The 25,829-nt window shown below is 73.2% G+C and carries 24 protein-coding genes, 2 pseudogenes and 1 riboswitch; of the genes and pseudogenes, 18 read left to right on the top strand and 8 right to left on the bottom strand.

Annotated features, from left to right (window positions below):
- Positions 1 to 6: 6 nt before the first annotated feature.
- A complete protein-coding gene (locus tag ABZ154_RS00840) occupies positions 7 to 432 on the bottom strand; it encodes a nuclear transport factor 2 family protein (RefSeq protein WP_356827716.1) in 426 nt (141 codons plus the stop codon).
- A gap of 123 nt (positions 433 to 555) precedes the next feature.
- On the opposite strand from ABZ154_RS00840, the gene ABZ154_RS00835 reads away from it, so the two are divergent.
- The 12 genes from ABZ154_RS00835 to ABZ154_RS00780 all read left to right on the top strand — a co-directional run bounded on the left by ABZ154_RS00835 (position 556) and on the right by ABZ154_RS00780 (position 13,647).
- A complete protein-coding gene (locus ABZ154_RS00835; RefSeq protein ID WP_356827714.1) occupies positions 556 to 1,110 on the top strand; it encodes a PadR family transcriptional regulator in 555 nt (184 codons plus the stop codon).
- Between the two features lie 81 nt (positions 1,111 to 1,191).
- A complete protein-coding gene (locus tag ABZ154_RS00830; protein ID WP_356827712.1) occupies positions 1,192 to 1,806 on the top strand; it encodes a helix-turn-helix domain-containing protein in 615 nt (204 codons plus the stop codon).
- Positions 1,803 to 3,218, top strand: a complete 1,416-nt coding sequence (locus ABZ154_RS00825) for an MFS transporter (protein WP_356827710.1) — start codon at positions 1,803 to 1,805, stop codon at positions 3,216 to 3,218. Before ABZ154_RS00830 ends, ABZ154_RS00825 begins: the two co-directional genes overlap by 4 nt.
- A 112-nt stretch (positions 3,219 to 3,330) precedes the next feature.
- On the top strand, positions 3,331 to 4,263 hold the full coding sequence (locus tag ABZ154_RS00820) for a carbohydrate kinase (protein WP_356827708.1): 933 nt from the start codon (positions 3,331 to 3,333) through the stop codon (positions 4,261 to 4,263).
- 193 nt (positions 4,264 to 4,456) lie between these two features.
- Positions 4,457 to 5,491: a beta-ketoacyl-ACP synthase 3 gene (locus ABZ154_RS00815; RefSeq protein ID WP_356827883.1), complete on the top strand. Its 1,035-nt coding sequence runs from the start codon at positions 4,457 to 4,459 to the stop codon at positions 5,489 to 5,491.
- Positions 5,475 to 6,731, top strand: a complete 1,257-nt coding sequence (locus ABZ154_RS00810) for a beta-ketoacyl-[acyl-carrier-protein] synthase family protein (protein ID WP_356827706.1) — start codon at positions 5,475 to 5,477, stop codon at positions 6,729 to 6,731. The genes ABZ154_RS00815 and ABZ154_RS00810 overlap by 17 nt, the downstream gene beginning before the upstream one ends.
- A 63-nt stretch (positions 6,732 to 6,794) precedes the next feature.
- The gene (locus tag ABZ154_RS00805; protein ID WP_356827704.1) at positions 6,795 to 8,822 is read left to right on the top strand and encodes an acyl-CoA dehydrogenase; all 2,028 of its coding nucleotides are present in this window, start codon (positions 6,795 to 6,797) and stop codon (positions 8,820 to 8,822) included.
- An 88-nt stretch (positions 8,823 to 8,910) separates the two neighbouring features.
- Positions 8,911 to 9,192: an acyl carrier protein gene (locus ABZ154_RS00800; RefSeq protein ID WP_356827702.1), complete on the top strand. Its 282-nt coding sequence runs from the start codon at positions 8,911 to 8,913 to the stop codon at positions 9,190 to 9,192.
- Positions 9,189 to 10,412 carry a beta-ketoacyl-[acyl-carrier-protein] synthase family protein gene (locus ABZ154_RS00795; RefSeq protein ID WP_356827700.1) on the top strand — a complete coding sequence of 408 codons (1,224 nt, stop codon included), beginning with the start codon at positions 9,189 to 9,191 and terminating at the stop codon, positions 10,410 to 10,412. The genes ABZ154_RS00800 and ABZ154_RS00795 overlap by 4 nt, the downstream gene beginning before the upstream one ends.
- A gap of 97 nt (positions 10,413 to 10,509) precedes the next feature.
- Positions 10,510 to 10,697: riboswitch (cobalamin riboswitch) on the top strand.
- A 60-nt stretch (positions 10,698 to 10,757) separates the two neighbouring features.
- Positions 10,758 to 11,810 carry an ABC transporter substrate-binding protein gene (locus tag ABZ154_RS00790; RefSeq protein ID WP_356827698.1) on the top strand — a complete coding sequence of 351 codons (1,053 nt, stop codon included), beginning with the start codon at positions 10,758 to 10,760 and terminating at the stop codon, positions 11,808 to 11,810.
- A 17-nt stretch (positions 11,811 to 11,827) separates the two neighbouring features.
- Positions 11,828 to 12,871, top strand: coding sequence for an iron chelate uptake ABC transporter family permease subunit (locus ABZ154_RS00785; RefSeq protein WP_356827881.1), 1,044 nt, complete (start codon positions 11,828 to 11,830; stop codon positions 12,869 to 12,871).
- Positions 12,868 to 13,647, top strand: coding sequence for an ABC transporter ATP-binding protein (locus ABZ154_RS00780; RefSeq protein ID WP_356827696.1), 780 nt, complete (start codon positions 12,868 to 12,870; stop codon positions 13,645 to 13,647). The genes ABZ154_RS00785 and ABZ154_RS00780 overlap by 4 nt, the downstream gene beginning before the upstream one ends.
- 115 nt (positions 13,648 to 13,762) lie before the next feature.
- Here ABZ154_RS00780 and ABZ154_RS00775 read toward each other — a convergent pair whose 3' ends face one another.
- Positions 13,763 to 14,773: a PRC and DUF2382 domain-containing protein gene (locus tag ABZ154_RS00775; RefSeq protein ID WP_356827694.1), complete on the bottom strand. Its 1,011-nt coding sequence runs from the start codon at positions 14,771 to 14,773 to the stop codon at positions 13,763 to 13,765.
- Positions 14,774 to 15,105: 332 nt separating this feature from the next.
- Between ABZ154_RS00775 and ABZ154_RS00770 the strand changes: the two genes are divergently transcribed.
- On the top strand, positions 15,106 to 15,786 hold the full coding sequence (locus ABZ154_RS00770) for an adenosylcobinamide amidohydrolase (protein WP_356827879.1): 681 nt from the start codon (positions 15,106 to 15,108) through the stop codon (positions 15,784 to 15,786).
- 69 nt (positions 15,787 to 15,855) lie between these two features.
- On the opposite strand, the pseudogene ABZ154_RS00765 reads toward ABZ154_RS00770, so the two are convergent.
- Together ABZ154_RS00765 and ABZ154_RS00760 are read right to left on the bottom strand one after the other, a co-directional pair.
- A pseudogene (locus ABZ154_RS00765) lies at positions 15,856 to 16,422 on the bottom strand (TetR/AcrR family transcriptional regulator); the annotation flags it as partial.
- A gap of 4 nt (positions 16,423 to 16,426) precedes the next feature.
- The gene (locus ABZ154_RS00760) at positions 16,427 to 17,302 is read right to left on the bottom strand and encodes an RNA polymerase sigma factor SigF (RefSeq protein ID WP_356827692.1); all 876 of its coding nucleotides are present in this window, start codon (positions 17,300 to 17,302) and stop codon (positions 16,427 to 16,429) included.
- 621 nt (positions 17,303 to 17,923) lie between these two features.
- On the opposite strand from ABZ154_RS00760, the pseudogene ABZ154_RS00755 reads away from it, so the two are divergent.
- From ABZ154_RS00755 to ABZ154_RS00740, 4 genes and pseudogenes are all read left to right on the top strand, one after another.
- Positions 17,924 to 18,204 (top strand): annotated as a pseudogene (locus tag ABZ154_RS00755) (GNAT family N-acetyltransferase); the annotation flags it as partial.
- Between the two features lie 211 nt (positions 18,205 to 18,415).
- The gene (locus ABZ154_RS00750) at positions 18,416 to 19,615 is read left to right on the top strand and encodes a SpoIIE family protein phosphatase (RefSeq protein WP_356827690.1); all 1,200 of its coding nucleotides are present in this window, start codon (positions 18,416 to 18,418) and stop codon (positions 19,613 to 19,615) included.
- Positions 19,616 to 19,701: 86 nt separating this feature from the next.
- Positions 19,702 to 20,400: a TetR family transcriptional regulator gene (locus tag ABZ154_RS00745; RefSeq protein ID WP_356827688.1), complete on the top strand. Its 699-nt coding sequence runs from the start codon at positions 19,702 to 19,704 to the stop codon at positions 20,398 to 20,400.
- On the top strand, positions 20,397 to 21,170 hold the full coding sequence (locus tag ABZ154_RS00740) for an SDR family NAD(P)-dependent oxidoreductase (RefSeq protein WP_356827686.1): 774 nt from the start codon (positions 20,397 to 20,399) through the stop codon (positions 21,168 to 21,170). The genes ABZ154_RS00745 and ABZ154_RS00740 overlap by 4 nt, the downstream gene beginning before the upstream one ends.
- Positions 21,171 to 21,204: 34 nt before the next feature.
- Here the strand turns inward: ABZ154_RS00740 and ABZ154_RS00735 are convergent, their stop codons facing one another.
- The 4 genes from ABZ154_RS00735 to dhaK all read right to left on the bottom strand — a co-directional run bounded on the left by ABZ154_RS00735 (position 21,205) and on the right by dhaK (position 23,892).
- Positions 21,205 to 21,708 carry an NUDIX domain-containing protein gene (locus ABZ154_RS00735; RefSeq protein ID WP_356827684.1) on the bottom strand — a complete coding sequence of 168 codons (504 nt, stop codon included), beginning with the start codon at positions 21,706 to 21,708 and terminating at the stop codon, positions 21,205 to 21,207.
- A 108-nt stretch (positions 21,709 to 21,816) separates the two neighbouring features.
- Complete coding sequence (locus ABZ154_RS00730; protein WP_356827682.1) at positions 21,817 to 22,227, bottom strand: PTS fructose transporter subunit IIA; 411 nt, start codon at positions 22,225 to 22,227, stop codon at positions 21,817 to 21,819.
- Positions 22,224 to 22,838, bottom strand: a complete 615-nt coding sequence (gene dhaL / locus ABZ154_RS00725; RefSeq protein WP_356827680.1) for a dihydroxyacetone kinase subunit DhaL — start codon at positions 22,836 to 22,838, stop codon at positions 22,224 to 22,226. Before dhaL ends, ABZ154_RS00730 begins: the two co-directional genes overlap by 4 nt.
- Before the next feature lie 61 nt (positions 22,839 to 22,899).
- The gene (gene dhaK / locus ABZ154_RS00720; RefSeq protein ID WP_356827678.1) at positions 22,900 to 23,892 is read right to left on the bottom strand and encodes a dihydroxyacetone kinase subunit DhaK; all 993 of its coding nucleotides are present in this window, start codon (positions 23,890 to 23,892) and stop codon (positions 22,900 to 22,902) included.
- A 264-nt stretch (positions 23,893 to 24,156) separates the two neighbouring features.
- Between dhaK and ABZ154_RS00715 the strand changes: the two genes are divergently transcribed.
- Positions 24,157 to 25,638 carry an amidase family protein gene (locus ABZ154_RS00715; protein ID WP_356827676.1) on the top strand — a complete coding sequence of 494 codons (1,482 nt, stop codon included), beginning with the start codon at positions 24,157 to 24,159 and terminating at the stop codon, positions 25,636 to 25,638.
- Positions 25,639 to 25,829: the final 191 nt, after the last annotated feature.

Below are 25,829 nucleotides of genomic sequence, written 5' to 3'. Positions count from 1 at the left end.
CGGCACCTACTCCGCCGGGATCAGCCCGTCGGCCACGAGCCCGGCGAGGACCGCCTCGCCGAGGGCGTGGACGGCGGACTGCGGGCGGACCATCACGGTGAACTCCTTGATCCGCCCGTCCTCGGCGAGGTGGACCAGGTCGATGCCGTGGATCTCCTTGCCGTTCACGGTCGCCCGGAAGAGCAGGACGGCTGCCGGCGCCTCGGCGCCGTCCGCACCGGTCTGTGCCGTGCCGGCGAACTCTCCGACGTAACGGAAGTCCTCGAAGGTGCGCAGGAGGACGCCGAAGAGGCCCAGCACCATGGGCCGGCCTTCGAACGGGGTGAACTTCACCGGGCTGTAGAGCCGGACGTCCTCGGTGAACAGATCGTCCAGGGCGCCGAGGTCGCGGGTGTCGACGGCCGTGCGGAAGCGGTCCACTGCGGTGGTCATAGCGTCTCCTCGAAGGCTGTTCATGAAAGCGACTACTCATAAAGGTGAGTAGTCGCTTTCATGACTATCATGGGCCGTGTGCTGCTGGGCAGGGGCCGGTGCACATGAGAGGGAGGCGGTCCGATGGCTCTGCGCCACGCCGTGCTGGCGGCGCTGCTCGACGAGGAGCTGAGCGGGTACCAGCTCGCCAAGGCGTTCGACATGGGCGTCGCGAACTTCTGGCACGCGCTGCCCCAGCAGCTGTACGCCGAGCTCGCCAAGCTGGAGAAGGAAGGCCTGGTCGCCGGGCGCGAGGTCGTGCAGGACACCCGGCCCAACAAGCGCCTCTTCCGGGTCACCGGCGACGGCCTCGCCGAGCTGGAGCGGTTCGCGGCGGTCGCCGCCAAGCCCTCGTTCATCCGGGACGATCTGCTGGTCAAGGTCCAGGCGGCGGACCATCTCGACGGCGCTGAGCTGATCGCACGGCTCACCGAGCGGGCGGAGTTCGCCGAGGCCAAGGCCGCGCGGTTCGAGGCGCTGCTGAAGGGGATGCGCGGCGACCGGCCGGAGGGGGAGTTCCTGCGGTACGGCGAGCGGATCGGGCCCTATCTCACGTGCCGCCGCGGACGGGACTTCGAACGCGCCAACCGGGACTGGTGCCGGGAGGTCATCGCGGTCCTGCGGACGCGGGCCGCCTGACGGCACGGTCCGCCGCAACTCTCCAGAAAATATTCTGCAAAAATACTTTGGGAAAACGGACGACCGTCCTACGCTGCGGCCATGGACAGCGAACCCTCCCGCCGCGTACTCGATCCCGACCGCGACGGAGCCGCGCTCAAGGCGCTCACCCACCCCCTGCGGATCGAGTTGCTCGGGCTGCTGCGACAGCACGGCCCGGCCACCGCCAGCGAGCTGGCCGCGCGGACGGGCGAGTCCTCGGCCTCCACCAGCTACCACCTGCGGGTGCTCGCCAAGTACGCGTTCGTCGCCGAGGCCGACCATCGCGACAGCCGCGAACGCCGCTGGAAGTCGGTGCACACCGTCACCTCGTGGAGCAACGAGGCCATGCACCGCGCCCCCGGCGGCCGGGCCGCCCTCAGCGCGCTCCGCCGCCGTCAGCTCGAACACCTGGAGCGCTCGCTGGCCCGGCACGAGGCCGACCTGGAGAGCGGCCGGCTCGACAGCGCCTGGCAGGAGCCGGCCGGTATGGGCGACACGCTGCCCCGGCTGACCCCCGAGTCGCTGGCCGAGCTGTGGGAGGCGGTCGAGGCGAAGACGGCCGAACTGGCCGCCCGTGACGCAGGCGACCCCCGCGCCGAGCAGGTCGTGGTGTTCACGGCCGGGCTGCCGCTGGCACCGGAACCCGCCCCCGCCGCGGAGGGGAACGGCTCATGAGCGGTGGAACCGAAGCCCCGCAGCCCGGCGGCGGCGCGTCGATACCGCACCCGCCCGCACCCACCGGGCGCGGCCTCGACCCGCTTACCGCGCGCCGCCGGTTCGTCACGGTCTCGTTCCTCTTCTGGCTCCCCATCGGCATGTCCATCGCGACCGGGGTGCTCCTCTTCACCGACCGGGGCATGGGCCTCGCCGCCATCGCCGGCTTCTTCGCCGTGCACTCCCTCACCGCCGCCGCGATGGAGCTGCCCACCGGCGGCCTCTCCGACGTTATCGGCCGCCGCGCCGTCCTGGCCGCCGCCGGGCTGCTCAACGCCATCGCCTTCACCCTCTTCGGCCTCGCCGGAGCGGCCTGGGCCATCACGCTCGGCATGGCCCTGATGGGCTGCGCCCGCGCCCTGTCCAGCGGGCCGGCCGAGGCCTGGTACGTCGACACCGTCCACGCCCACGCGGGCCCCGACGCCGACCTCCGTACGGGTCTGGCGCGCGGCAGCTCCGCCACGTCGGCCGCACTCGCGCTCGGCACCCTGCTCGGCGGCGGGCTGCCCTGGCTGCTCCGCCTGGGCCCCGGCGTGGGGGAGTGGCTGACCGACGCGACCGGCGGGCTCGTCATCCCGCTCTCCGTGCCCGCCCTCCTCGGCGCGCTCGTCGAGACCGTCTTCGTGCTCTACGTGCTGAGCGCCCTGTCCGAACCGCCCCGGCCCCGGGCCACCCTGCGTGAGGCCGTGAGCGGCGTGCCCGCCGCCATCGGCGCCGGGCTGCGGCTCGGTGCCCGGGACGCCCTGATCCGGCGGATCCTGCTGACCGCGAGCGCCGCCGGGGCCGCGCTGGCGGCCATGGAACTGCTCACCCCGGGCCGGGCCGCCGCCCTCATGGGCACGGCCGAATCCGGGGCGCTGCTCTTCGCCGGGCTCGCCTGCGCCGGGTTCCTGTGCTCGGCCCTGGGCAGTCAACTCGCCCCACTGGCGGCCAGGTCGACCCGCAGCAGCGAGCGCGCGCTGCTGGCCGGCGGCGGGGTGGTGACGCTCGGGCTCACCCTGCTCGGCATCACCACCGGCTCGACGAGCCCCCTCGCCACGACGGCCGCCGTCACCGGGTACGGGCTGGTGTACCTGGGGCTCGGAGTCGCGGGCCCCAACGCGAACGACCTCCTGCACCGCAGGGTCGACGCCTCGGGCCGCGCCACCGCCCTCTCCGTCCAGTCGCTCGCCCTCCAGTTGGTGGCCGCCGGTGCCGGACTGACCGTCGGGATCCTTCCGCCCGGCCCGCTCCCCTGGCTGCTGGCCGCCGGCGTCGTACTGGCCGGAGCCCTGCTCTGGATCCGCCGGGCCGCCCCCGCGAAGCCGTACCCGGACACCGTGGCGCCCGCACCTGCGTTGCCCGTTCCGGCCGGATCGACGCCTGAACGGTGACCGGGCGGTGCCCGATGGACCGGGTGGCTTCCGCCGAAGGGGCAGGATCGGGCTGAATGGGTCCGGAGGACCTGAGGACACCCACGTCACAGCAGTTGAGGAGATCCACCCCATGCTCGACCACAGCGAACTGCTGGTCGTCGGTGAATGCGTCGCCGACATCGTCCGGCTGCCGGACCAGGACGACCGGGTCCATCCCGGCGGCAGTCCCGCCAACGTCGCCTACGGCCTGGCCCGCCTCGGCCGCCGCGCCACCCTCCTCACCCAGCTCGGCCCCGACGCGAACGGGCGGCTCATCCGGGACCACCTTGCCTCCGCCGGAGTCACCGTCCGCACCGACGGCTCCGCGACCGCCACCCCGTCCGCCGTCGTCACCCTGGACGGGGCGGGGCAGGCCTCGTACGCGTTCGACATCGCCTGGACCCTCGCCCCGGTCGCCGTGGAACCCCCGCCGGGCCATGTGCACACCGGGTCGATCGGCGCGGTGGTGGAGCCGGGGTCGGCCACGGTCCTGGACATCGTGCGGGCCGCCCGGGCCACCGCGACCGTCAGCTACGACCCCAATGTGCGGCCCGCCCTCCTGGGCGACCACGCGGCGGCCGTGGCCCGGGTCGAGGAGTGCGTGGGGCTGAGCGACCTGGTCAAGGCGAGCGACGAGGACCTGGCGTGGCTGTACCCGGGGGAGGACCCGGAGAAGGTCGCCGCCCGCTGGCTGGGGGGCGGGCCCGCCGTCGTCCTCGTGACCCGGGGCGGCGACGGGGCTCTGGCCGTGCTGCCCGGCGGGCGGATCACGGTGGAGGCCGCGCCGGTCGACGTCGTGGACACCGTGGGCGCGGGCGACGCGTTCATGTCCGGAACCCTCCACGCGCTCGCCGCGCACGGCCTCCTCGGCGCGGCGGCGCGGGAGCGGCTGCACGCCGTGGACCGGGACACCGTCACCGACGTGCTGCGCCACGCGGTGGCCTCCGCCGCCGTCACCGTCTCCCGGGCCGGCGCCAACCCGCCCGACGCGAAGGAGCTCCGGGAGGCGCTCGCCCGTAACTGACAAACCGTCATGACCCGTTCGGCCCAGTCGAACGCACCCTCGCCAGGCGTTCCGCCGTTCGTCAACCGTTCGCAGTATGACAACGGGATCGGGGCAGCGGGTGGCGAGCAGACGGGCAGTGGGCAGCGGGGCGGGGCTGCGAGCGCAGGAGCAGGAGCGTGCCTCAGCAGGCGGTGGTGGCGGGCGCACGGCGGTGCTGGAGAGCGTGGCGGGCTGGGTGCCGGGCGAGCCGGTCTCCAACGACCTGCTCCCCGCCGGCTGGGGCGTCGACGACGCATGGGTCCGCCGCCGCACCGGCATCGGCAGCCGGCACCGCGCCGGACCCGGGGCCGCCACCGGCGACCTCGCCTACGAGGCGGCCTCCCGGCTGCTGGCGGGCTCCCCGGCGGACGGCCCCGTGGACGCCGTGGTCCTCGCCACCGCCACCCCCGACCACCTCTGCCCCGGCACCGCGCCCGCCCTCGCGGCCCGGCTCGGGCTCGGCACCGTACCGGCGCTGGACATCGCCGCCGTGTGCAGCGGCTTCGTCTACGGGCTCGCCCTGAGCCACGGGCTGGTCGCCTCCGGGCTCTACGGGCGGGTCCTGCTGGTCGGCGCCGACGTCTACTCCACCTGGCTCGATCCCGCCGACCGCTCGGCCGGTGTCGTCTTCGGTGACGGGGCGGGCGCGGCCCTGGTGGCGGCCGGGCGGACCGGTGACCCCGGTGAGCTGCTCGCCTTCGACCTGGGCAGCGACGGTACCGGCCACGACCTGATCACCGTCCCCGGCGGCGGCGCCCGGGCCCGGGCGGACGGGAAACCGCCCGCGCTGTCGGACGCGTACTTCCGCATGCAGGGCCGGACCGTCTACCAGCACGCCGTGGAGCGGATGACCGGCTCGTGCCGCGTGCTGCTGGAGCGGGTGGGCTGGGACCCGGCCGAGGTCGACCACTTCGTACCGCACCAGGCCAACGCCCGGATCCTGCGTGCAGTCGCGGACCGGGTCGGCATCGGGCCGCAGCGCTGCGTCACCCATCTGGAGCGGGTCGGCAACACCGGCGCCGCCTCCATCCCCCTCGCCCTGGCCGACGCGGCGGGCCGGGGGGTGCTCCGGGGTGGGGACCGGGTGCTGCTCACCGCGTTCGGGGGCGGATTGACCTGGGGTTCCGCGGCACTTCGGTGGCCCGGGACCCCGCAGACCATCTCGACGGATTCTACGGAAGGAACACAGCATGTCGCAGTCCGCTGATCAGGGCACCGGAGCCGCCACCGGCGCCGCCATCGCGGTGACGGGGGTCGGCCTGGTGACACCCGCAGGGGCTGACGAGCACAGCTTCTGGGAGGGGCTGTGCTCCGGGCACTCCACCGCCCGACGATGCGAGGAACTGGCCGGTCTCCCGGTCGACTTCGCCTGCCCGGTCGACTCCATCGACCTGGACGAGGCGGTCGGCGGCCGCTCGGTGTGGCGGATGGCCCGGTTCGTGAAACTGGCCGTCGTCGCGGCCCGGCAGGCCGTCGCCGACGCCGGTCTCGACCCGGCGGTGTGGGACGGCGGCCGGGTCGGGGTCGTGCTGGGCGTCGGCGTCGGCGGTGTCTCCGTCCTCGTGGACAACGCCGCGAAGCTGGCCGCCTCGGGGCCGGAGGCGGTCTCGCCGCTGCTCGTCCCGATGATGATCCCCAACGCCGCGGCCGGCGAGGTCGCCATCGCCCTGAAGGCGGGCGGCCCTTCCCTCGCGCCCGCGACCGCCTGCGCCTCCGGGGCCACCGCGATCGCCGTCGCCCGCGATCTGCTGCTCGGCGGCTCCTGCGATGTGGTGGTGGCCGGGGGCGCCGAGTCGGTGCTGACCCCGCTGGTGGTGACCGCGTTCGCCCGGATGGGCGCGCTCTCCACCCGTACCGCCGATCCGGCGGGCGCGTCGCGGCCGTTCGCCGACGACCGGGACGGGTTCGTGATCGGCGAGGGCGCCGCCATGCTCGTCCTGGAGCGCGAGGAGGCGGCCCGCGCCCGGCGCGGCCGGGCCCGCGCCCTGCTCACCGGGGCCGGCTCCAGCACGGACGCCCACCACCCCACCGCCCCGGCCCCCGACGGGCGCGGCGCCCAGCGCGCGGTGCGGGCGGCCCTCGACCAGGCGGGCTGGCAGCCGGGCGATGTCGACCACATCAACGCCCACGGCACCTCCACCCCCCTCAACGACGCCATGGAGACCACCCTCATCTCCCGGCTCTTCCCGCACCGCCCCCCGGTCACCGCGCCCAAGGGTGTCCTCGGCCATACCCTCGCGGCGGCGGGCGCGATCGAGGCGGTCGCCACAGTCCTGACGCTGGAACGTTCCCTCATCCCGCCGATCGCCAACCTGGACTCGCTCCCCGACGCCTTCCCGCTCGACTGCGTGGTGAAGGAGCCGCGCCACCAGCGGGTCGAGCGCGCGGTGAGCCACTCCTTCGGCTTCGGCGGGCACAACGTGGCGCTCGCCTTCCAACGAACCTGACCCCGCAGGGCCGTTCGGGAACGGCGAGGGGTGTCCTCGCCGTTCCTTGATCGTTACTCTGTCGTGACCGTATCCACGCATAAACCGCGACAGCCCGACACGAACGATCTGCTCACCCGAGTTCTCTACGGCGACAACTTCCTCCGGGAGCACGGGTTCTGGCGACGGCTGCTTACAACAGAACCGTTTCGTCGTTCCGGTGGTGGCACCCCCGACGAACGGCTCGCGCTCTCCTACCACCGGCTCCGCATCCTCAACGACGCACTGGACAGCGGCGCGAGGCTGGCCGCCGACCCTCGTGCCCTGGCAGCCCTGCACGAATGGCTCGGCCCGGTCGACCCGGCGCTGACCACCGTCGCGGGCATCCACTACAACCTCTTCCTCGGCTCCCTCCTCGACCACGACACGGGTACGCTGCGCGACCTATCGGACTTCCTGGACCTGCGGTCCATCGGCACCTTCCTCTGTACGGAGGTGGCCCACGGCAACGACGCGGCGGCCGTCGAGACGACCGCGACGTACGACCGCGAACGCGACGGCTTCGTCCTGCACACCCCGCACGCCGGGGCTCAGAAGTTCATGCCCAACACCAGTCCCGCCGGCGGCCCCAAGGCCGGTGTGGTGGCCGCCCGGCTCCTCGCCGACGGTGCCGACCACGGGGTCTTCCTCTTCCTCGCCCCGCTCACCGACGCCGTGAGCGCCCTGCCCGGCGTACGGGTGCGTCGGCTGCCCGCCCGCATGGGCTCCCCGGTCGACCACTGCCTCACCTCCTTCGACCGGTACTTCGTCCCGCGCGAGGCCCTGCTCGCCGGGGGGCAGGGGCGGATCGGCGCGGACGGGCGGTTCACCAGCGAACTGGCCAACCGCAGAAGGCGGTTCCTCCTCTCCATCGGGAGGGTCACCCCCGGCAAGCTCTCCATGAGCGCCTGCGCGGTGGGGTCCGCCCGGGTCACCCTCGCCATCGCGATCCGGTACGCCGGCCACCGGCTGGTCTCCGGATCGCGGGGCTCGCGACGGGTGCCCGTCTACGCGCACCGCACCCACCACGGCCCCCTCGCCGCGGCGATGGCCACCGTCTTCGCGATGAGCCTGCTCCACCGCAGGGCACTGGACCGCTGGGAGTCCGCACCCGCCGCCGACCGGGACGAGGCGGAGCGCCTGGTCGCCGTCGCCAAGGGGTGGATCACCTGGCAGGCGCGGGGCGTCATCGTCGAGTGCCGGGAGCGGTGCGGGGCGCAGGGGTTGCTGGAGAACAACGGCATGACCGAGCTGTTCACCGGCATCGAGGGCGCCATCACCGCCGAGGGTGACAACCTCGCCGTCCACGCCAAGGCCGCCGCCGAGATGCTGTTCAGCGTTGCGGTCCGGGACGAGGAGGAGGCGCAGCGGCCCGGCGAGCTGGACGACCCCCGCTTCCTGGGCCGGCTGCTCGCGGCGGTGGAGGACATCTGGTTCGACCGCGCCCGGGAGCGGATCAGCGCCGCCCCGCCCGGCGACCCGCTCGGCCGGTGGAACGCTGCCTCGGGTTCCGCGCTGCGCGGGGTGGAGGCGTACGGCTACCGGCAGGCGAGCGAGGCGTACGAGCAGGCCGCCGCCTCCCTGCCCGCGGGGCCGGCCCGCGAGCGGCTGACCGAGCTGCACCGGCTCTTCGCCCTCCGGTGGATCGCCGGCAACAGCGGTGACCTGCTGGCGGCCGGACGGCTGACCGTCGAACAGGTGTCCCTGTTGCCCGAAGCGGTGGAGCGGCTCATCGCGACCGTGGCCCGGCACGCCCCCGACCTGGTGAAGTCGTTCGCGCTGCCGGAGCGCCTGATGTCGGACTGGCCGATCGCCGGAGCCGGCTACGCGGACGCCTATGACGATCCGGACGGGTCCTGGCACCAGCGCCGCAGGACGGGCGGAGCCGGGGCCCGCACGGCGGGTTTCCGGCGGCCCGCCTGTGGCAGCAAGCGGCGTCCGCTGCGCGAAACGGTGGCGGCGCTCGGCACCCGCGGGGTGCTGCTGGCCTACTGGGGAACCACGTCGGTGCTCTCGAGATGGTTCGAGAAGCCGCAGGTGGGCGTAGACGAATCGGTTCACCCCAGGGCGTAACCGGAAGATCGTCCTCCAGTTATTTCGGCGGTGGGCCTGTGCGTCATGCCACCCGCCGTTCAAGAGGCCGCCGATGAGAGGAAACACCGTGAAGAGCCAGACCATCCACCCGAAGATCACCGAGGTGCTGACCGAGACGTTCAAGGTGCCCGCAGCCGAAATCCTGCCGGAGTCCACGATGGACAGCCTGGAGATGGACTCCCTGGCGGTCGCCGAGTTCGCCGTCATCATCAAGGAGACCCTGGGGGTCGCCGCCGACTCCGAGAAGCTCTACAAGGACGCCACGCTGGCCGACATCTCCGCGTTCATCGACGCGGCCGTCGGCGGCGAGGCGGCAGGCGGTGCGGTGCCGGTGAGCAACACCCGATGAACCGACCCGCCATCGCCGTCACCGGCCTGGGGATGATCACCCCGGCCGGCCACACCACCGACACCACCTGGGACGGGGTCTGCCGCGGGGAGTCCTTCGCGCGCACCGTCCCCGAACTGCACGGCTGCGCCGTCGACTTCGCCTGTACGGTCTCCGGCATCGACCTGGACGAGGCGGTCGGCGGCCGCAGCGCCTTCCGCATGGGCCGGTACGTGAAGTTCGCCGTCCTCGCCGCACGGGAGGCGGTGGCCGACGCCGGGCTCGACCCCGCCCACTGGGACGGCGCCCGCGTCGCCGTCGTCGTCGGCACGAGCAGCGGGGGATCCGCCGGACTCACCGAACAGGCCGTCGCCCTGGAGCGGCGCGGCCCCGAGGCCACCTCACCTTCGGGCATCCTGCTCACCATCCCGAGCATGCCCGCGGCCGAGATCGCCATCCAGATGAAGGCCACGGGCCCCAGCCTGGCCCCCTGCACGGCCTGTTCCTCCGGGGTGACCGCCCTCTCCGTGGCCCGCGACATGCTGGCGCTGGGCCAGTGCGACATCGCGATCGCCGGAGCCACCGAGTCGATCGTCTTCCCGGTCGCCATGACCGGCTTCGCCCGCTCGGGCGCGGCGGCCCTGCGGGACGGGGACCCCGCCCGCCTCTGCCGCCCCTTCGCCGCCGACCGGGCCGGGCTCGTCATGGGCGAAGGCGCCGCGATCATGGTCCTGGAACGGGCTGAGGACGCCCGGGCCAGAGGAGCCGCACCCCGGGCGCTACTGGCCGGCACCGGCGCCACGACCGACGCCCACCACCCCACCAGCCCGCACCCCTCCGGGGCGGTCGCCCAGGCCGCCGTCGACGCGGCGCTGGCCGACGCAGGGTGGCGGGCCGAGGACGTCGACCACGTCAACGCGCACGGGACCTCTACCCCCCTGAACGACGCGACGGAAGCCGCCCTCATCGGCCGGGCCTATCCGCACCGGCCGCCCGTCACCGCCCCCAAGGGCGTACTGGGCCACTGCATGGGGGCGGCCGGCGCCATCGAGGCGGGGCTGACCGTCCTGACGCTCCAACACGGCATCGTCCCGCCGATCGCGAACCTGGACGCCCCCGACCCCGGGTTCGCCATCGACTGCGTCACCAAGGTCCCGCGTGAGCTGCCCGTACGACGGGCCGTCAGCCACTCCTTCGGCTTCGGCGGACAGAACGCGGTGATCGCGCTGCAGGCTCCGTGAGGGGCGGCCGGGCCGGTGCGGCGGGATGATCCCGCGCCGCACCGGCCCGCGTGCGGGGAGTGGTCCGCGCACCGGCTCTGAGCTGCACGAAGCCCCGTGATAGCTTGCCGGGGCCAGTCGAACCCCAGCGACGGGGTCAGGGAATCCGGTGCGAGACCGGAACTGACGCGCAGCGGTGAGGGGGACGGGCGGGGCCACGGCCACTGGAGCACACACGCGCTCCGGGAAGGCGTCCCGCCCGGACGAACCCGAGTCCGAAGACCTGCTGGCACCTGCGCCCCGCACCGGGGCACAGGAACCGTACGACGGGCTCCGCGGCTGAGCCCAGAGACACCGAGGTCCTCCGTGCTGTCCAAGGCCACCCCTGCCCCGATACGTACCGCCGCCCTGTTCGCGGTCGGCGTCGTCCTTCTCACCGCCTGCGGCGGCGGAGGAGGCACCACCTCGTCCGCCGACGGCGGCGACCAGGCCGACGGCTTCCCGCTCACCCTCAAGAACTGCGGGCGCACCGTCACCGTGAAGGCGCCGCCCCAGCGGGCCGTCTCCGTCGACCAGGGCTCGACGGAGATCCTCCTCTCGCTCGGCCTCGCCGACCGGCTCGCGGGCACCGCGACCTGGAGCGACCCCGTCATGAAGGGCCTGGAGAAGGCCGCCGAGGGCGTCGAGCGCATATCGGAGAACCGGCCCTCATCGGAGAAGGTCCTCGACAAGGAGCCCGACTTCCTCAGCGCCTCCTTCGCCTCCACCCTCGCCAAGGGCGGCGTCGCACCCCGCGAACAGTTCGAGAAGCTGGGCGTCCCCACGTACATCTCGCCCGCCGACTGCATCGGCAAGGACAACAGCGGCGGCGGTGACGGAGCCCGCACCGCACCCCTCACCATGGACAGCGTCTACACCGAAGTCCGTGAGCTCTCCCAGGTGTTCGGTGTCCCCGAGCGAGGCGACGCCCTGGTGGAGAAGCTCCAGGCGCGGGTGGCGAAGGCCACCGACGGCATCGACGGCTCGAAGGCCTCCCTCCTCTACTGGTTCTCCGACTCCAAGGCCCCCTACCTCGCGGGCTGCTGCGGTGCCCCCGGTGTCATCACCCGGGAGCTCGGCGCGAGGAACGTCTTCGACGACACCCACGACGAATGGCCCCAGATCAGCTGGGAGACCGTCGCCGACCGCAACCCCGACGTCCTGGTCATCGGCGACCTGAGCCGCACGATGCAGACGGCCGAGAGCGCCGAGAAGAAGATCGAGTTCCTGGAGTCCAACCCGGTCACCAAGACCATGGACGCCGTCAGGAACCGGCGGTACGTGCTGCTCAGCGGCCAGGCGATGAACCCGACCATCCGCACGGTCGAGGGCCTGGAGCGCGTCGCCGCCGGGCTGCGCGACTTCGGGCTCGCGGGGTGAGCAGCGGCAGCCGGACGGTGGAGCGGCCCGCTGAGGTACGACGGGCCGGCGCGCCGGTCCAGGCGCTGCTCTGGACCGGCGGACTCCTGCTCCTGCTGTTCTCCGTCGCCGTGGCCGTCACGATCGGGCCCGCCCGGATCTCCGTCCCCGACGTCTGGTCCGCCGTCGCCTCCCATCTTGGCTTCGGCGCCTCGGAGCTGAGCCCGATCCGGGACGGCATCATCTGGAACCTGCGCATGCCGCGCACCCTGCTCGCCGCCGTGTGCGGTGCCGGGCTCGCGGTGTGCGGCACGGTGATGCAGTCGCTGCTGCGCAACCCGCTCGCCGACCCCTTCGTCCTCGGCGTCTCCTCCGGGGCCTCCACCGGGGCGGTCGTGGTGGTCGTCCTCGGGGTGGGCGGGGGAGCGGTGTCACTGTCGGCGGGGGCGTTCGTCGGAGCCATCTGCTCCTTCGCCCTGGTGCTGCTCCTGAGCCACACCCTCGGCTCCACCACCGACCGGGTGGTGCTCTCCGGTGTCGCGGCGATGCAGCTCTTCTCCGCCCTGACCTCGTTCGTCGTGATGACCTCCGCCGACGCCGAGCAGACCCGCGGGGTGCTGTTCTGGCTGCTCGGCTCGCTCAGCGGCGTCGGCTGGAGCGAGGTGGCCCTGTGCACCGCCGTCCTCGCCGTCTGCCTGGTGACCTGCCTGGCCCACGCCCGTACGCTGGACGCCTTCGCCTTCGGGCAGGACGCGGCCGCCGCGCTCGGCGTGAACGTCGCCCGCACCCGGATCGTGCTGCTGTGCACCACCGCCCTGCTGACCGCCGCCCTCGTCAGCTCGGCCGGGGCGATCGGCTTCGTCGGTCTGGTCCTCCCACACGCGGCCCGCGCGCTCACCGGCTCCGGGCACCGGCGCCTGCTGCCGGTCACCGCACTCGCCGGGGCGGTCTTCCTCGTCTGGGTCGACACGCTCGCCCGCACGGTCCTGGACCCGCAGGAGGTGCCCGTCGGTGTGGTCACCGCGCTGATCGGCGTCCCCGCCTTCGTTCTCGTCCTGTACCGCACCCGGAGCACGCCATGAGCGCTTCCACCGGCCTGCGCGCCGAGCGGGTCGGCCGGGCGGCCGGCGGCCGGCTCATCCTCGACGGGGTCGACATCACCCCGCCTCCCGGCGCCACCGTCGGGCTGCTCGGTCCCAACGGCTCCGGCAAGTCCACCCTGCTGCGGATCCTCGCGGGCCTCCTCGCCCCGGACACCGGCACCGTCACCCTGGACGGCGACCCCCTCGCCGGCCTCGGCCGCCGCACCGTGGCCCGCCGGATCGCCGTGGTCGACCAGCACGCCGTCACCCAGGTCGACCTCAGCGTCCTGGACGTCGTACGCCTCGGCCGCATCCCGCACCGCCGCGCCTGGTCCGCCCCGGACCGCGCGGACGAGGAAGCCGTCACCGACGCCCTGCGGCGCACCGGCCTCACCGACCGGGCCGCACAGTCCTGGCACACCCTGTCCGGCGGCGAACGCCAGCGCGTCCAGATCGCCCGGGCGCTGGCCCAGCAGCCCCGCGAACTCCTCCTGGACGAGCCGACCAACCACCTCGACATCCAGCACCAGCTGGAACTGCTCGCCCTGGTGGCCGAACTGCCCCTCACCAGCGTCATCGCCCTGCACGACCTCAACCTGGCGGCGATGTTCTGCGACCGGATCACCGTCATGAAGGCGGGTCGGGTGGTCGCGGGTGGCACCCCGGCCGAGGTCATCACCGAGGACCTCATCGAGGACGTCTACGGGGTCCGGGCGGTCGTCACCCCGGACGGGCCGGACGGACGTCCTTCGATACGGTTCCTGCCGCGCCGCTGACCGACGGCGGCGGGGTCCCGTCCCGGACAGCCCTCCGGGCGGACCCGTTGGCACGGACCCGCCCGGAGGCCGAGGACATGGGAGCGGCCTTCCGGCCGCCGCAGGGTATGCGCCGTCAGCGGCGGCGTCCCCGGCCGAACTCGCCACCGGTGTCCTTGCCGGTGTCCATGTCCTTTCCGTCGCCGTAGTCGATCTTCTCCTTGCGGACCTCGGCGGAGACTTCCTTCTGCTCGGTGACCTTGTTGGTCTCCAGGCGGACCCGCTCCACCGGAACGGCCTCCTTGCGGACGGTGGCGCGCTCCGCGTGCAGGGTGACCTCCACGTCCTGCTCGCCGAGGTCCGTGGTCCCGGTCACCTTCTCACCGGGCCGCAGCGGTTCGCGGATGACCCGCACCTCCTCGTGGGAGACGGGCACGGACCGGGTGACCTCCTCGGTCACCACGTACTTGTGCAGCCGCGCCCGGCCGCTCTCGTACTCCTCCGTACCGACGTGCAGCTGCTCCTCCGAGCGGATCATCTCCTCCTTGCCGCTCATGTCCGCGGCCCGGGACGTACCTGCTCCGGCGCCCGCCAGCGGGCGGGACGTGGCGGACATGTCCGTGTCGCGGTGCTTGCCCGTACCGGCCGTGCCGGCCGCTCCGGTCGTGCCCGCGGCTCCGGCGCCCGCGGTGGTCCTGCCGGCCGCCTTGGCGTTCGGCGGTGTGCCACGGGCCGCGCCCGCCCCGGCCGCGCCCATGGCGCCCGTTCCGGCGACGGTCCGGGCGTCGCCGCCCGTGCCCTTGGTGTCACCGAGGTTGCCGGACTTCCTGGTCAGGCCGTAGTGCCGGTAGAGCTCCTCCTCCTCGGCGACGGACAGGTGCGCGTCCGCGTCCACGCGAGGTGCTTCCTTGACCGTGTCCTTGGAATGCGAGACGTGCAGGTCGGAGCCCACTCGACGGGCTCCGGCGAGCGGTACGAAGCTCTCCTTCATGCCGAACAGGCCGGTCTTGACCGTGACCCAGTCGGGCTTGCCGGTGTCGTCGTCGATGTACACCCGGCCCACGCTGCCGACCTTCTCGCCTTCGTTGTCGTACACGGTCAGACCGTCGAGCTCTCCAGAATCCGTGAAACCGTCAGCGGCTCCCATAACCGAACCCTCCTCGCTGGGCGCGCCCTGTGGGTGGCTCCACCAGATGTAGGCACGTCCGGCTTCCATCGCGCCCCACCCCGTTGGACGCTGCAACCGCCCGGTCATCCGGCCGGAGATGTCCCGGAGGCCCGGCGGTCCCTGCTGGCCCCGTACGACGCTGCTGAGCGGCCTCCGGATCCGTTAGGCCAATCGAGTGAGCGGGTGCCGAGCCCGCATATGATCGGCTGAGCACGGCAGCCCGGCAGGACGGGCCACCGCCGGTCCCGCCGAGCCACCAGGAGTGCGCCATCCGTTCCGTACGCGCTCAGCGGCCCGCCCCGCACCGTGAACTGCGCGGCGAACCGCACGCGGAACTTCGCGACCGGCGCGAGGACGGCCACCCCCTCCACCACCTCGTGTGGCGGCTGGGGCCCGGCGTGCGGGTCTGCAGCAGCGCGGTGCTCGGCGGCGGCATCGGCCCCCGTGCCTGGATCCTCAACGCCCAGGTCCCCGGCGGCTACCCGCGCCTCGACCCGGACCGCCACCTCGCCGAGATCGCCGCCGCGGAGGGGCTCACCGGCCCCGGCGCCGGGCTGATGACCGCCGCGGACGTCGCCGCGTACACGACCTGCCACGACGACGGCGTCACCGCGACCGTCACCACCGGCCTCGGCGTACGGGGCTGGGCGGCGGCCCCTGACACGGCCGCGCCCGAAACGGCCACCCCCGGCCCCGCCGTCCGCGCCCCGCACCGGCCGGGCACGGTCAACATCGTCCTCACGCTCCCCGCAGCGCTCTCCGACGCCGCCCTGATCAACGCCGTCGCCACTGCCACCGAAGCCAAGGTGCAGGCGCTCCTGGACGCCGGACTCGACTGCTCGGGCACCCCCACGGACGCCGTGTGCGTCGCCGCCCCCGAACCGGGGCCCGACGGCGGTGAGCCCTTCGCGGGACCCCGCTCCACCTGGGGCGCACGGATCGCCCGCGCTGTGCACACCGCCGTACTGGCGGGCGCCCGGCCGGCCCGGTGACGGGCTTCAGCTCGCCGGCACCGCGGTGATGGGCGGTGTGGGTGCGGCCCTGAGCCGGCCGGCGCCCGGTCAGGCCGATGCGGTGAGGCAGGTGTCCACATGGGCGATCAGGGCGTCGTGCATGGCCTGGGCGCCGGTGCCCGTGCCGGGGTTGCCGGGCTCGCCGGCCAGGACCTGGGAGGCCAGTCCGTCGATCAGGGCGGTGAGAGTGAGGGCCGCGCTGTCCGGGTCGACGGGACGGAACACACCCTGCTCGACGCCGCGACGGATGGCGTCGGAAACGGTCGTCCGCCACTGGCGGTAGTAGTCGCGGTGGAGCTGCCCGACGGGGGTGGAGCGGGCCGCCTCGGCCCAGAGGTCGAGCCAGACACTCCACTGACGGCGCTGCTGCTCGGTGCGGGGCGTCTGGAGTTCGAGCAGGAGACGCAGCTCGTCTCCCGCATGATCGGTTCCTTCGGTGGCCGCTCCGCGGCGACGGGTGTCCTCGTCCATGCACCACCGCACCGCCGCCTCGAGCAGCTCGTCGCGGCCGGGGAAGTGGTAGTGGATCGCGGCGGTGCTGGTGCGGCAGGCCGTGGCGATGTCCGAGACCCGGACGGCGTGGAACCCGCGCTCGGCGATCAGCCGGACGGTCTCCGGGTCACTCCTGGGTGAGCATCCCGCTGCGCAGCTTGCCCAGCATCCGGCTCAGCAGCCGCGAGACATGCATCTGGGAGATCCCGAGCTCGGCGCCGATCTGGGCCTGCGTCAGCTCCTGGCCGAACCGCATGTCGATGATCCGGCGCTCCCGCTCGTCCAGTTCGCTCAGCAGGGGTGCGAGGGTGTGCAGGTTCTCCACGCTCTCCATGGCGGGATCCGGCTCGCCCAGGACATCGGCGAAGGTCCGCCCGACGGTGTTCTGCGGGCCCGACTCCGAGGAGTCGGTCGGCATGTCCAGCGAGCCCGCGGTGTAGCCGTTGGAGGCGACTATCCCCTCGGTGATCTCCGCCTCGTCCATCCCCAGGTGCTCGGCCAGTTCCCGCACCGTGGGATCCCGGTCGAGGTCGCCAGCGAGGGACTCCTTCGCCTTGGCGAGGTCGACCCGCAGTTCCTGGAGGCGCCGGGGCACGTGGACGGCCCAGCTGGTGTCCCGGAAGAACCGCTTGATCTCCCCGACGATGTACGGGACGGCGAAGGAGGTGAACTCGACCTCGCGGGAGAGGTCGAAGCGGTCGATCGCCTTGATCAGCCCGATCGTGCCGACCTGGATGATGTCCTCCATGTCGCCGCTGCCCCGGTTGCGGAAGCGGTTGGCGGCGAACCGGACCAGCGACAGGTTCATCTCGATGAGGGTGTTGCGCGCGTACTGGTACTCGTGCGTGCCCTCCTCCAGGACCTGGAGGCGGTCGAAGAAGAGCCGCGACAGCCGCCGCGCGTCCATGGGGGCGATCTTTCCGGCGTCCTCGATCCACGGGAGGTCCTCCGTGGTGCCCGTCCGCCGCTCCGTACCGGTGGTCTGCGCAGTGTGCGCCGTCATCTCGTCACGCTCCCCTGGTCGTAGGCCATGAGGTCTACTCGCCTGCCCGGCCGTCCGGACCTCATGCGTACGGGAGGAATTCGATCTGGCCGACCGTCGCGAGTTGGCCGGAAACGGCTGGAAAGAGCCGGAATTGGGGGAGTTCGGCCCTGAAACGCCGTCATGGGGGCGGGCTGGGCCACAGGGGGCGCACAGAACCGCCCCACCGGTACGGGGGAGCCCGGTGGGGCGGTCGCCACCAGAGTGCCACAGCTGAAAGGAAGTTGGGACCGGACCGGCGCGGATTGGCCGACGGATGAGTCGAATTCGTCGCTCCTCCGGGTGGGCGCACGCCACTGCCCGACGTGCTCCGGAACCTCTCCGTCCGGGTTGTGGAGCCGGCCGGACACCCCGGCTGAGTGCGGCATAGTGAACAGTTTCCCGGCAGGGAGTACGCCCTGCGTCCATCAGCTTTTCGCGGGCGGCGGGCGGGCGGCGCCAGGGTACCGGGGTGCCCGCCTCGAGGAACCGCGCGATGGACCGGAACGAGGGAGTACATGCGCAAGCCGCGCGCGTACGAAGAGTGCCGCGGAGGGGTGGCACGGGGTGCAGCCGAAAGGCCCGATCCGATCGCCGAGGCGGGCCGGTGAGCGCCCTCCACCCGCCACAGGGATCAGCGGGGTCTGCACCGATGAGTCCGGACGGGGGCAGGGGAGGGCGTCCGCCTGGTCCGGGCGGTCGCGTACGGGATCCGGGAGCGCGGCGAGACGCCGTTCCTGCATACCTCAGCCGCCGGCACGGTGGCGACCCGGTTCTACGAATCCCTCGGCTTCCAGCTCCGCGCCCACCCCGAGTTCCTCGCCGCCCGGGCCCCGGTGCGCTTCCCGCCCGCCGACGGGACCCGCCGGGCCGCCCTGCGGTGACCCGGACCGCCCTGCGGTGACCCGGGCCGGCGGGTGGGACCTTCGGCACCCGAGCCGGTGCCGGCAATCCCGGGCCGAGCGTCCCGCCCGGGACCTTCGGCACCGCCTCCGGGCCCTATGCCCCCATGCGCCGGGGCCCGGGACCAGGTCAACTGGAAGGGATCGTTCCGAACTGGCGGGCGGCATCGATGAGTGTGCGGGAGGAGAACGCGTGTCCTTGGGGATCGGGCGCAGGGCACAGGGCCGTACGGCGGTCCTGGCCGGCACGGATACGGGTACGGCGGCCATGGGCCGCATCGGGAGCTGGGCGCTGGCCGGCCTGGTGTCGGTGCTGAGTGCGCTGGTCGTCCTCCTCGACGTGGCCGTGGGCGAGGACCTCCGGGTCATCCCCCTCCTCGTGGTCGCCCCGGCCCTGGCCTCCGTCTTCTGCACCCTCCGGCAGACCGTCTGGGTGGCGGTCTGGATCACGGTGGTCGTCGCCGGCTCCGGGCTCGGCGGGGACGGCACCTTCTGGGACTTCGTGTTCGGCATCGGCTTCACGGTGCTGGCCTGCGCCCTCGGCGTCGCCGCCTGCGCGGCCCGTATACGCCACGCCACCGAGATGGACCGGCTCCGCTCCGCCGCCGTCGCCCTGCAGCGGCAGATCCTGCGCCCCCTCCCCGTCATCACCGGTCAGGTCTCCGCGTACGGCCTCTACGAGCCGATGGAGGAGGACCGCTTCGTCGGCGGTGACATCTACGAGGTCGTCGAATCGCCGTACGGGACCCGGGTGATCATCGGGGACGTCCAGGGCAAGGGACTCGCGGCCATCGGGGCCGGGTTCGCCGCGATCGCCGCGTTCCGCGAGGCGGCGGTCCGGGAGCCGACGCTGACCGGGGTGGTGGAGGCCATGGAGGGCGCCGTCGTCCGGCACAACGCGTTCTCCGCCCAGACCGGTGAGGCCGAACGCTTCGTGACCGCGCTGGTCCTCGGGTTCGACGAGGAGGACGGCGTACAGGTGGTGAACTGCGGCCATCTGCCGCCGCGGCTGCTCCATGAGGGCCGGGCCTCGGCCGTACCGCTGGAGCGGACCTATGTGCCCCTCGGCCTCGCGGGCCTCAGCCGGGATACCCGTGGGGAGGAATCGTTCGCCCTCCCGCCCGGGGCCACCCTCCTCGTCGTCACCGACGGGGTGACCGAGGCCCGCGACGCGGCCCGCGCCTTCTACCCGCTGGACCGGCGGCTGGACGGCTGGGCCGGACACGGTCCGCGCGAACTCCTGGACGCGCTCCACCTCGACCTGGCGACGTTCACGGGAGGCATCCGGCGCGACGACGTCGCCGCGCTCGCCCTGTGCCGGGCGCCGGGCGACGGAAAGCCGCGGCTGGTCACGGCCGCAGCCGAGGACGCCCGTCCGATCGCGGGGGCGTGAGCGACTGAGAGGCCCCGCACGGACCAAGTGAATGTCCCCACGAGACGGATGTCGCGTGGGGACATTTTCAGGTGCAGGGTGCATGTATGAGCCCGGAAGAGAAGGTCCCGGAGCCTGGGACACCGGAGCGGAAGACGCCGGAACGGCGTAGCCGCAAGGCCCGCCGAACCCGCGACACCCTGGCGCAGGCCGCGTTCGCGCTGGTGCTGGACCGAGGGCTGCGGAACGTCACGGTCGAGGAGATCGCGGCGGCCGCGGACGTCGACCGCCGCACCTTCAGCCGGTACTTCGCGAGCAAGGAAGCCGCCGCCCTCGATCCCCTGCGCGGCGACGGCGACCGGATCAACCAGGCACTGCGGTCACGCCCGGCCGAGGAGCCCCCGCTCCTCGCCTACCGGCGCGCCGTCCTCGCCTGGCTCGCCGACCCCGACGCGGAGCCCTGGCACCGCCGCCCCCGGATCTTCGACCTCCTGGTCGTCGCCGAGGAGGAGCCGGCCCTCTACGCGGCCTTCCACCACATCCGGGTGGACGCCCAGGAGGACTCGGTCGCCATCGTCGCGGACCGGCTCGGCGTCGACCCGCGCCACGACATCCGCCCCGCCGTCACGGTGGCAGCGGGGGCCGGCGCCCTGCTCGCCGCCCAGGCCGCCTGGGTGCGCGGCGGACGCCCTGACGCCCTGCCCGCGCTGGTCACCGAGGCGTTCGACGCCCTGGCGGCGGACCTGCTCACGGCACCGGGCCGGGACAGCACCACAGGACACACAGCAGAAGGGGCAACCTCATGAGCACCATCTCCACCACACCCTCGGCCGAGTTCGCCGGCCGTAACGCCCTCGTCACCGGCGGCGCCTCCGGGATCGGCCTCGCCGTGGCCCGGCTGCTCGCCACCGCCGGTGCGGCCGTGGTCGTCGCCGATTACGACGAGGAGAGCGCGCGCAAGGCCGCCGCCCAACTGGAGAGCGTCGGCGCGCAGGCGGCCGCCGTACGCATGGACGTCACCGACCCGGCCTCCGTCGAAGCCGGTGTGCGGTTCACCGTGGAGACCTTCGGCGCCCTCCACCTGGCCGTGAACAACGCGGGCATCGCCGGTCCGGCCGCCCCCACCGGCGCGTACCCCGTCGAGGACTGGGACCGGGTCGTCGCCACCAACCTCAGCGGCGTCTTCTACTCCATGCGCCACGAACTGCCCGCCATCGTCGCATCGGGCGGCGGAGCCGTCGTCAACATGTCCTCGATCCTCGGAACCAACGGCTTCGCGGGCTCGCCGGCCTATGCCGCCGCCAAGCACGGCGTCGTCGGCCTCACCAAGACGGCGGCCCTCGAATACGCCGCACAGAACGTCCGGATCAACGCGGTCGGCCCCGGCTTCATCGACACCCCGCTCCTGCGGAACGCCGACCCGCGGGCCCGCGAGCACCTGATCTCCCTGCACCCGGCCGGACGCCTCGGCACAGCCGCAGAAGTCGCCGAGCTCACCGTCTTCCTCCTCTCCGACAAGGCCTCCTTCATCCACGGCAGCTACCACCTGGTGGACGGCGGCTACTCCGCCCCGTAACGGCGCCCGGGTGGCGGACGGGTGGTGTACCGGCCTACGCCTCCGGGGACGCGGTCTCCTCGCGCACCTGAGCGCGCAGCCGCTTCACGAAGACGCGCTGGCCGACGATCAGCAGTTCGGCGGCCTGCTCCGGCGTGGACCAGGCGAACCGGTCCATCTCCGGGAACTCCTGCTGCACGCCGGAGCCGCGTGGCCACTCCATCGTGAACGTCCCCGGCACCACGGACGCCACATCCAGCTCCGCCTGAACCGCCCACACGATCACCGTCTTGCCGCTGCGCTGACGCGACTCGCCGAGCGGCAGCCAGACCCCGTCCGGCACCGGAAGCCCCAACTCCTCCTCGAACTCCCGCCGCGCGGCCGCCGCCGGTTCCTCGCCGGGACCGTACTCACCCTTCGGCACCGACCAGGCGGCCGCTTCCCGCCCCGCCCAGAACGGCCCGCCCATGTGTCCGATCAGCACCTCGACGTCCCGCTCGCCTCCGGTGCCCGTGACCCGGAAGAGGAGAAGACCCGCACTGCGTCCGGCTGCCGACATATCGCCAAGTCTGCAATCGCCGCGTGCCGCACGCCAACCGACGGGCCGCACACACGGAAGGGGACGGAGCCGCACGGGCTCCGTCCCCTTCCACGTGTGGCGCGGCTGCTACGTCTTGCGGTAGCCGTACGCTTCCGAGGCCGCCGCCTCAACCGCGCCGATGTCCCCGCCGGACGACGCGGTCACCACGGCGGCGACCGCGCCCTCCACGAACGGCGCGTCGACCAGCCGCGTGTTCCCCGGCAGCTCGTCGCCCTCGGCGAGCATCGCCTTCACCGTGAGGACCGCGCTCCCCAGATCCACGAGAACCGCGACCCCGGCGCCCCGGTCCACCGAGGCGGCGGCCCGGCCGATCAGCTCGGCGCTGGTGCCGAGCCCGCCGTTCGGCAGGCCGCCCGCCGCCGCGACCGGGGCCGTCACGCCCCCGGCGGCGAGGCCCCGGGCAAGTTCGGCGACCGATTCCGCGACCGGACCGCTGTGCGAGACCAGCACGATGCCCACCTGCGGCTCGTCACTCATGCCTCCACACCCCCGTCCCGCGCCACCTCGGCCAAGGCCTCGACCAGCAGGGCCGCCGACGTCGCGCCCGGATCCTGGTGCCCGATGCTGCGCTCGCCGAGATAGCTGGCCCGCCCCTTGCGAGCCTGCAGCGGAACCGTGGCCTCGGCGCCCGCGCGGGCCGCGTCCGCGGCTCCCCGGAACGACAGGGCCAGCGCCTCCGCGGCCGGCAGCAGCGCGTCCAGCATCGTCTTGTCCCCGGCCTGCGCCCCACCGAGCTGCCCCACCGCGGCGACTCCCGCGGCGAACGCCTGGGCGAGCTGCTCCTGCGTCACCTCGGCGTCCTCGTCGAGCGCCTTACCCGTACGGCGCAGCAGCGTCCCGTACAACGGTCCGGACGCCCCGCCCACGGTGGAGATCAGCTGCCGCCCCGCCAGGGTCAGCACCGCACCCGGAGTCGCGGGCGCGTCCTTCTCCAGCACGGCCGCCACCGCCGCGAAACCGCGCTGGAGGTTGCTGCCGTGATCGGCGTCCCCGATCGCCGAGTCCAGCTCGGTCAGTTGGTCCGCCTCACGGTCCACGGCGGCCGCGGTGGCCGCCATCCAGCGGCGGAAGAAGTCGGCGTCGAGCACATGATCTCCTGTTCCCCGGGCCTGTCCGGCACGGTTCGTACGAGTACGGTCGGCGCGGGGCTCAACGGCCCCAGCGGAGCGCGGGCGTCTCCACGGGCGCGTCCCACAGCCGCAGCAGCTCCTCGTCGACCTGGCACAGCGTCACCGAGCAGCCTGCCATGTCGAGCGAGGTCACGTAATTCCCCACGAGCGTACGAGCCACCGGCACACCCCGTTCGGAGAGGACGCGCTGGACCTCGGCGTTGAATCCGTACAGCTCCAGCAGGGGCGTCGCCCCCATCCCGTTCACCAGCGCCAGTACGGGGCCGGTCGGCCGGAGATCCTCCAGCACCGCGTTCACCGCGAAGTCGGCGATCTCGCCCGAGGTCATCATCGGCCGCCGCTCCCGCCCGGGCTCGCCGTGGATTCCGATGCCCAACTCCAGCTCGCCGGCGGGCAGGTCGAAGGTCGGGCTGCCCTTCGCCGGGGTGGTGACCGCGCTGAGGGCCACCCCGAAGCTCCGGGAGGACCCGTTCACCTGCCGGGCCACCGAGGCCACCTGCTCCAGGGGCGCGCCCTCGTCCGCTGCCGCCCCGGCGATCTTCTCGACGAAGAGCGTCGCACCCGTGCCGCGCCGCCCGGCCGTGAAGGTGCTGTCGCTCACCGCCACGTCGTCGTCCACGACGACCTGGGCGACCTGGATGCCGTCGTCCTCGGCGAGCTCGGCGGCCATCTCGAAGTTCAGCACGTCACCGGTGTAGTTCTTGACGACGAAGAGCACCCCCGCCCCGCTGTCCACCGCCGCGGCCGCCCGCACCATCTGGTCCGGCACGGGCGAGGTGAACACCTCCCCGGCACAGGCGGCCGACAACATCCCGGGTCCGACGAACCCGGCGTGCAACGGCTCGTGCCCCGACCCGCCCCCAGAGACGAGCCCGACCTTCCCTGCCACCGGGGCGTCCCGCCGTACGACGACGCGGTTGTCCACATCGACGGTCAGTTCCGGGTGCGCGGCGGCCATACCCCGCAGGGCGTCGGCGACGACGGTCTCAGGCACGTTGATGAGCATCTTCATGTCTGTCTCCTTCTGAGTCCAGCAGGGGGATGTCAGCCTGTGTCTTTCCTGGTGCGACTTCCGGCAGCGTTCATGAGTTGCTGATCGTCCCTCATGGAGCCCGGCGACGCACCATGGTGCACGCGTCGGTCGGGATCCTCGTCGAACGTGTACCCGGGTCGCATACACCGCCCGGGCCGAGGTTCCGGCCCGGGCCCTGGTGGCGGGGCACCAGCGGCGTACAGTCCGCAGACGTCGGGATCACGTTCTTGAGGGAGTTTCCCAGTGGACTACGCCGAATACCGTCGCCACGACGCCGTGGGCCTGGCCGAGTTGGTCGCGGCGAGGGAGGTCTCGCCGGGCGAACTGCTCGAGGCCGCGATCTGCCGGGCCGAGGCCGTCGACGGACAGCTGAACGCCATCGTCCGGCCGATGCACGACCTTGCCCGTGCCCGTGCGAAGGAATCGCTGTCCGGGCCGTTCGCCGGGGTTCCGTTCCTGGTCAAGGACCTGTTGCAGGACTACGCAGGGGTGCCCACCGGAAGCGGCAACCGGGCGCTGAACCGTCGGCCGGCCGAGCGGCACAGCGCCGTGGTGAGCCGCTGGCTGGACGCCGGGCTGGTGGTCTTCGGCAAGACCAACACCCCGGAGTTCGGCGCCAAGGGCGTCACCGAGCCCGAGGCGAACGGCCCCACCCGCAACCCCTGGGACCTCACCCGGACCCCGGGCGGCTCCTCCGGGGGCTCCGCCGCCGCGGTCTCGGCCGGCATCGTGCCCGTGGCGGGCGCCAACGACGGCGGCGGATCCATCCGCATACCCGCCGCCTGCTGCGGCCTCTTCGGTCTCAAGCCCGGGCGCGGCCTCGTCCCCGCCGGACCGGCCGCCGCCGAACATCTGGAGGGTGCCGCCACCGACGGTGTGCTCTCGCGCAGTGTGCGCGACAGCGCCGCGATGCTCGACGTTCTCACCGGACAGCCCGACCCGGGCGGCCCCTACCTGCACGCCCGGCCCTCGTCTCCGTACGCCGAACTCGCCCGCCGCCCACCGCAGCGCCTGCGGATCGGCTTCACCTCCCGTTCCCCGATCGGCTCAGGGGCCGACCCGGGGGCCGTCGCCGCGGTGGACGACGCCGTCGCACTGCTCACCCGCCTCGGTCACCATGTCGAACCCGCCGAGCCCGACATCGACCAACGGCAGCTCGCTTTCGACTTCCTGGCGATGTGGACCACCCAGCTCGCCCACACCATCGACGGGATCAGGCGCCTGCACGGCGCCCGTGCCGACGACTTCGAACTCGACACCCACATGCTCGCCGCCGCCGGGCGTGCCCTCAAGGCACCCGACTATTACGCTGCCCGCGAGCGCTGGAACACCTACAGCCGGCAGCTGGCCGCCTTCCACAGTCGCTACGACCTGCTGCTGACTCCGACCCTGGCGCGCCCTCCCGTACGGATCGGCGAGCTGGACACGCCCGGCCCGGTGCGCGCCGTGGGCCGTGTCCTGCGGCGCCTCGGACTGCTGGGCGCGCTGGCCGGGACCAAGGCGTGGGATCAGGCGGTGCTCGCCAACCTCGCCCCCGTCCCCTTCACCCAGCTGGCCAACATCACCGGACGCCCGGCGATGAGCGTTCCCACCTACCGCACCCCGGACGGCCTGCCCCTGGGTGTCCAGTTCGTGGGTCCCCTCGGCGGTGAGGCCACCCTCCTCGCCCTCGCCACCCAGATCGAGGCCGAACGGCCGTGGGCCCATCTCGAACCCGAGCTGTGAGGCACGACTCGACCGTACCGGTGATGCCGTGCAACTTGCGGGGGCCGTCCACCCGTTACGTACCACCTGGGCCACCGCCTCCCCGGCGGGACCGCTACACCTACGGCGGGAACCTCGGGCCGGCGCTGAGCCGGCTCCACGATCACGGTTCGGCCTCGGCTTCCTGCGCGAGTCGGTCGACGTGCTCCAGA

It is taken from the genome of Streptomyces sp. NPDC006261 (genome assembly GCF_040613515.1).
Classification (GTDB): Bacteria; Actinomycetota; Actinomycetes; order Streptomycetales; family Streptomycetaceae; genus Streptomyces.
Note: the sequence above shows the minus strand (reverse complement) of the source record. Positions and strands in the feature narration are given on the sequence as shown.

What these genes read in the sequence shown, in the direction of transcription:
- ABZ154_RS00825 (WP_356827710.1), top strand. Translation starts at nt 1,803, where the DNA reads ATGAGCGGTGGAACCGAAGCCCCGCAGCCCGGCGGCGGCGCGTCGATA.
- ABZ154_RS00780 (WP_356827696.1), top strand. Translation starts at nt 12,868, where the DNA reads ATGAGCGCTTCCACCGGCCTGCGCGCCGAGCGGGTCGGCCGGGCGGCC.
- ABZ154_RS00735 (WP_356827684.1), bottom strand. Translation starts at nt 21,708, where the DNA reads ATGTCGGCAGCCGGACGCAGTGCGGGTCTTCTCCTCTTCCGGGTCACG.
- ABZ154_RS00795 (WP_356827700.1), top strand. Translation starts at nt 9,189, where the DNA reads ATGAACCGACCCGCCATCGCCGTCACCGGCCTGGGGATGATCACCCCG.
- ABZ154_RS00730 (WP_356827682.1), bottom strand. Translation starts at nt 22,227, where the DNA reads ATGAGTGACGAGCCGCAGGTGGGCATCGTGCTGGTCTCGCACAGCGGT.
- ABZ154_RS00830 (WP_356827712.1), top strand. Translation starts at nt 1,192, where the DNA reads ATGGACAGCGAACCCTCCCGCCGCGTACTCGATCCCGACCGCGACGGA.
- ABZ154_RS00840 (WP_356827716.1), bottom strand. Translation starts at nt 432, where the DNA reads ATGACCACCGCAGTGGACCGCTTCCGCACGGCCGTCGACACCCGCGAC.
- ABZ154_RS00810 (WP_356827706.1), top strand. Translation starts at nt 5,475, where the DNA reads ATGTCGCAGTCCGCTGATCAGGGCACCGGAGCCGCCACCGGCGCCGCC.
- dhaK (WP_356827678.1), bottom strand. Translation starts at nt 23,892, where the DNA reads ATGAAGATGCTCATCAACGTGCCTGAGACCGTCGTCGCCGACGCCCTG.
- ABZ154_RS00740 (WP_356827686.1), top strand. Translation starts at nt 20,397, where the DNA reads ATGAGCACCATCTCCACCACACCCTCGGCCGAGTTCGCCGGCCGTAAC.
- ABZ154_RS00745 (WP_356827688.1), top strand. Translation starts at nt 19,702, where the DNA reads ATGAGCCCGGAAGAGAAGGTCCCGGAGCCTGGGACACCGGAGCGGAAG.
- ABZ154_RS00820 (WP_356827708.1), top strand. Translation starts at nt 3,331, where the DNA reads ATGCTCGACCACAGCGAACTGCTGGTCGTCGGTGAATGCGTCGCCGAC.
- ABZ154_RS00760 (WP_356827692.1), bottom strand. Translation starts at nt 17,302, where the DNA reads ATGACGGCGCACACTGCGCAGACCACCGGTACGGAGCGGCGGACGGGC.
- ABZ154_RS00835 (WP_356827714.1), top strand. Translation starts at nt 556, where the DNA reads ATGGCTCTGCGCCACGCCGTGCTGGCGGCGCTGCTCGACGAGGAGCTG.
- ABZ154_RS00775 (WP_356827694.1), bottom strand. Translation starts at nt 14,773, where the DNA reads ATGGGAGCCGCTGACGGTTTCACGGATTCTGGAGAGCTCGACGGTCTG.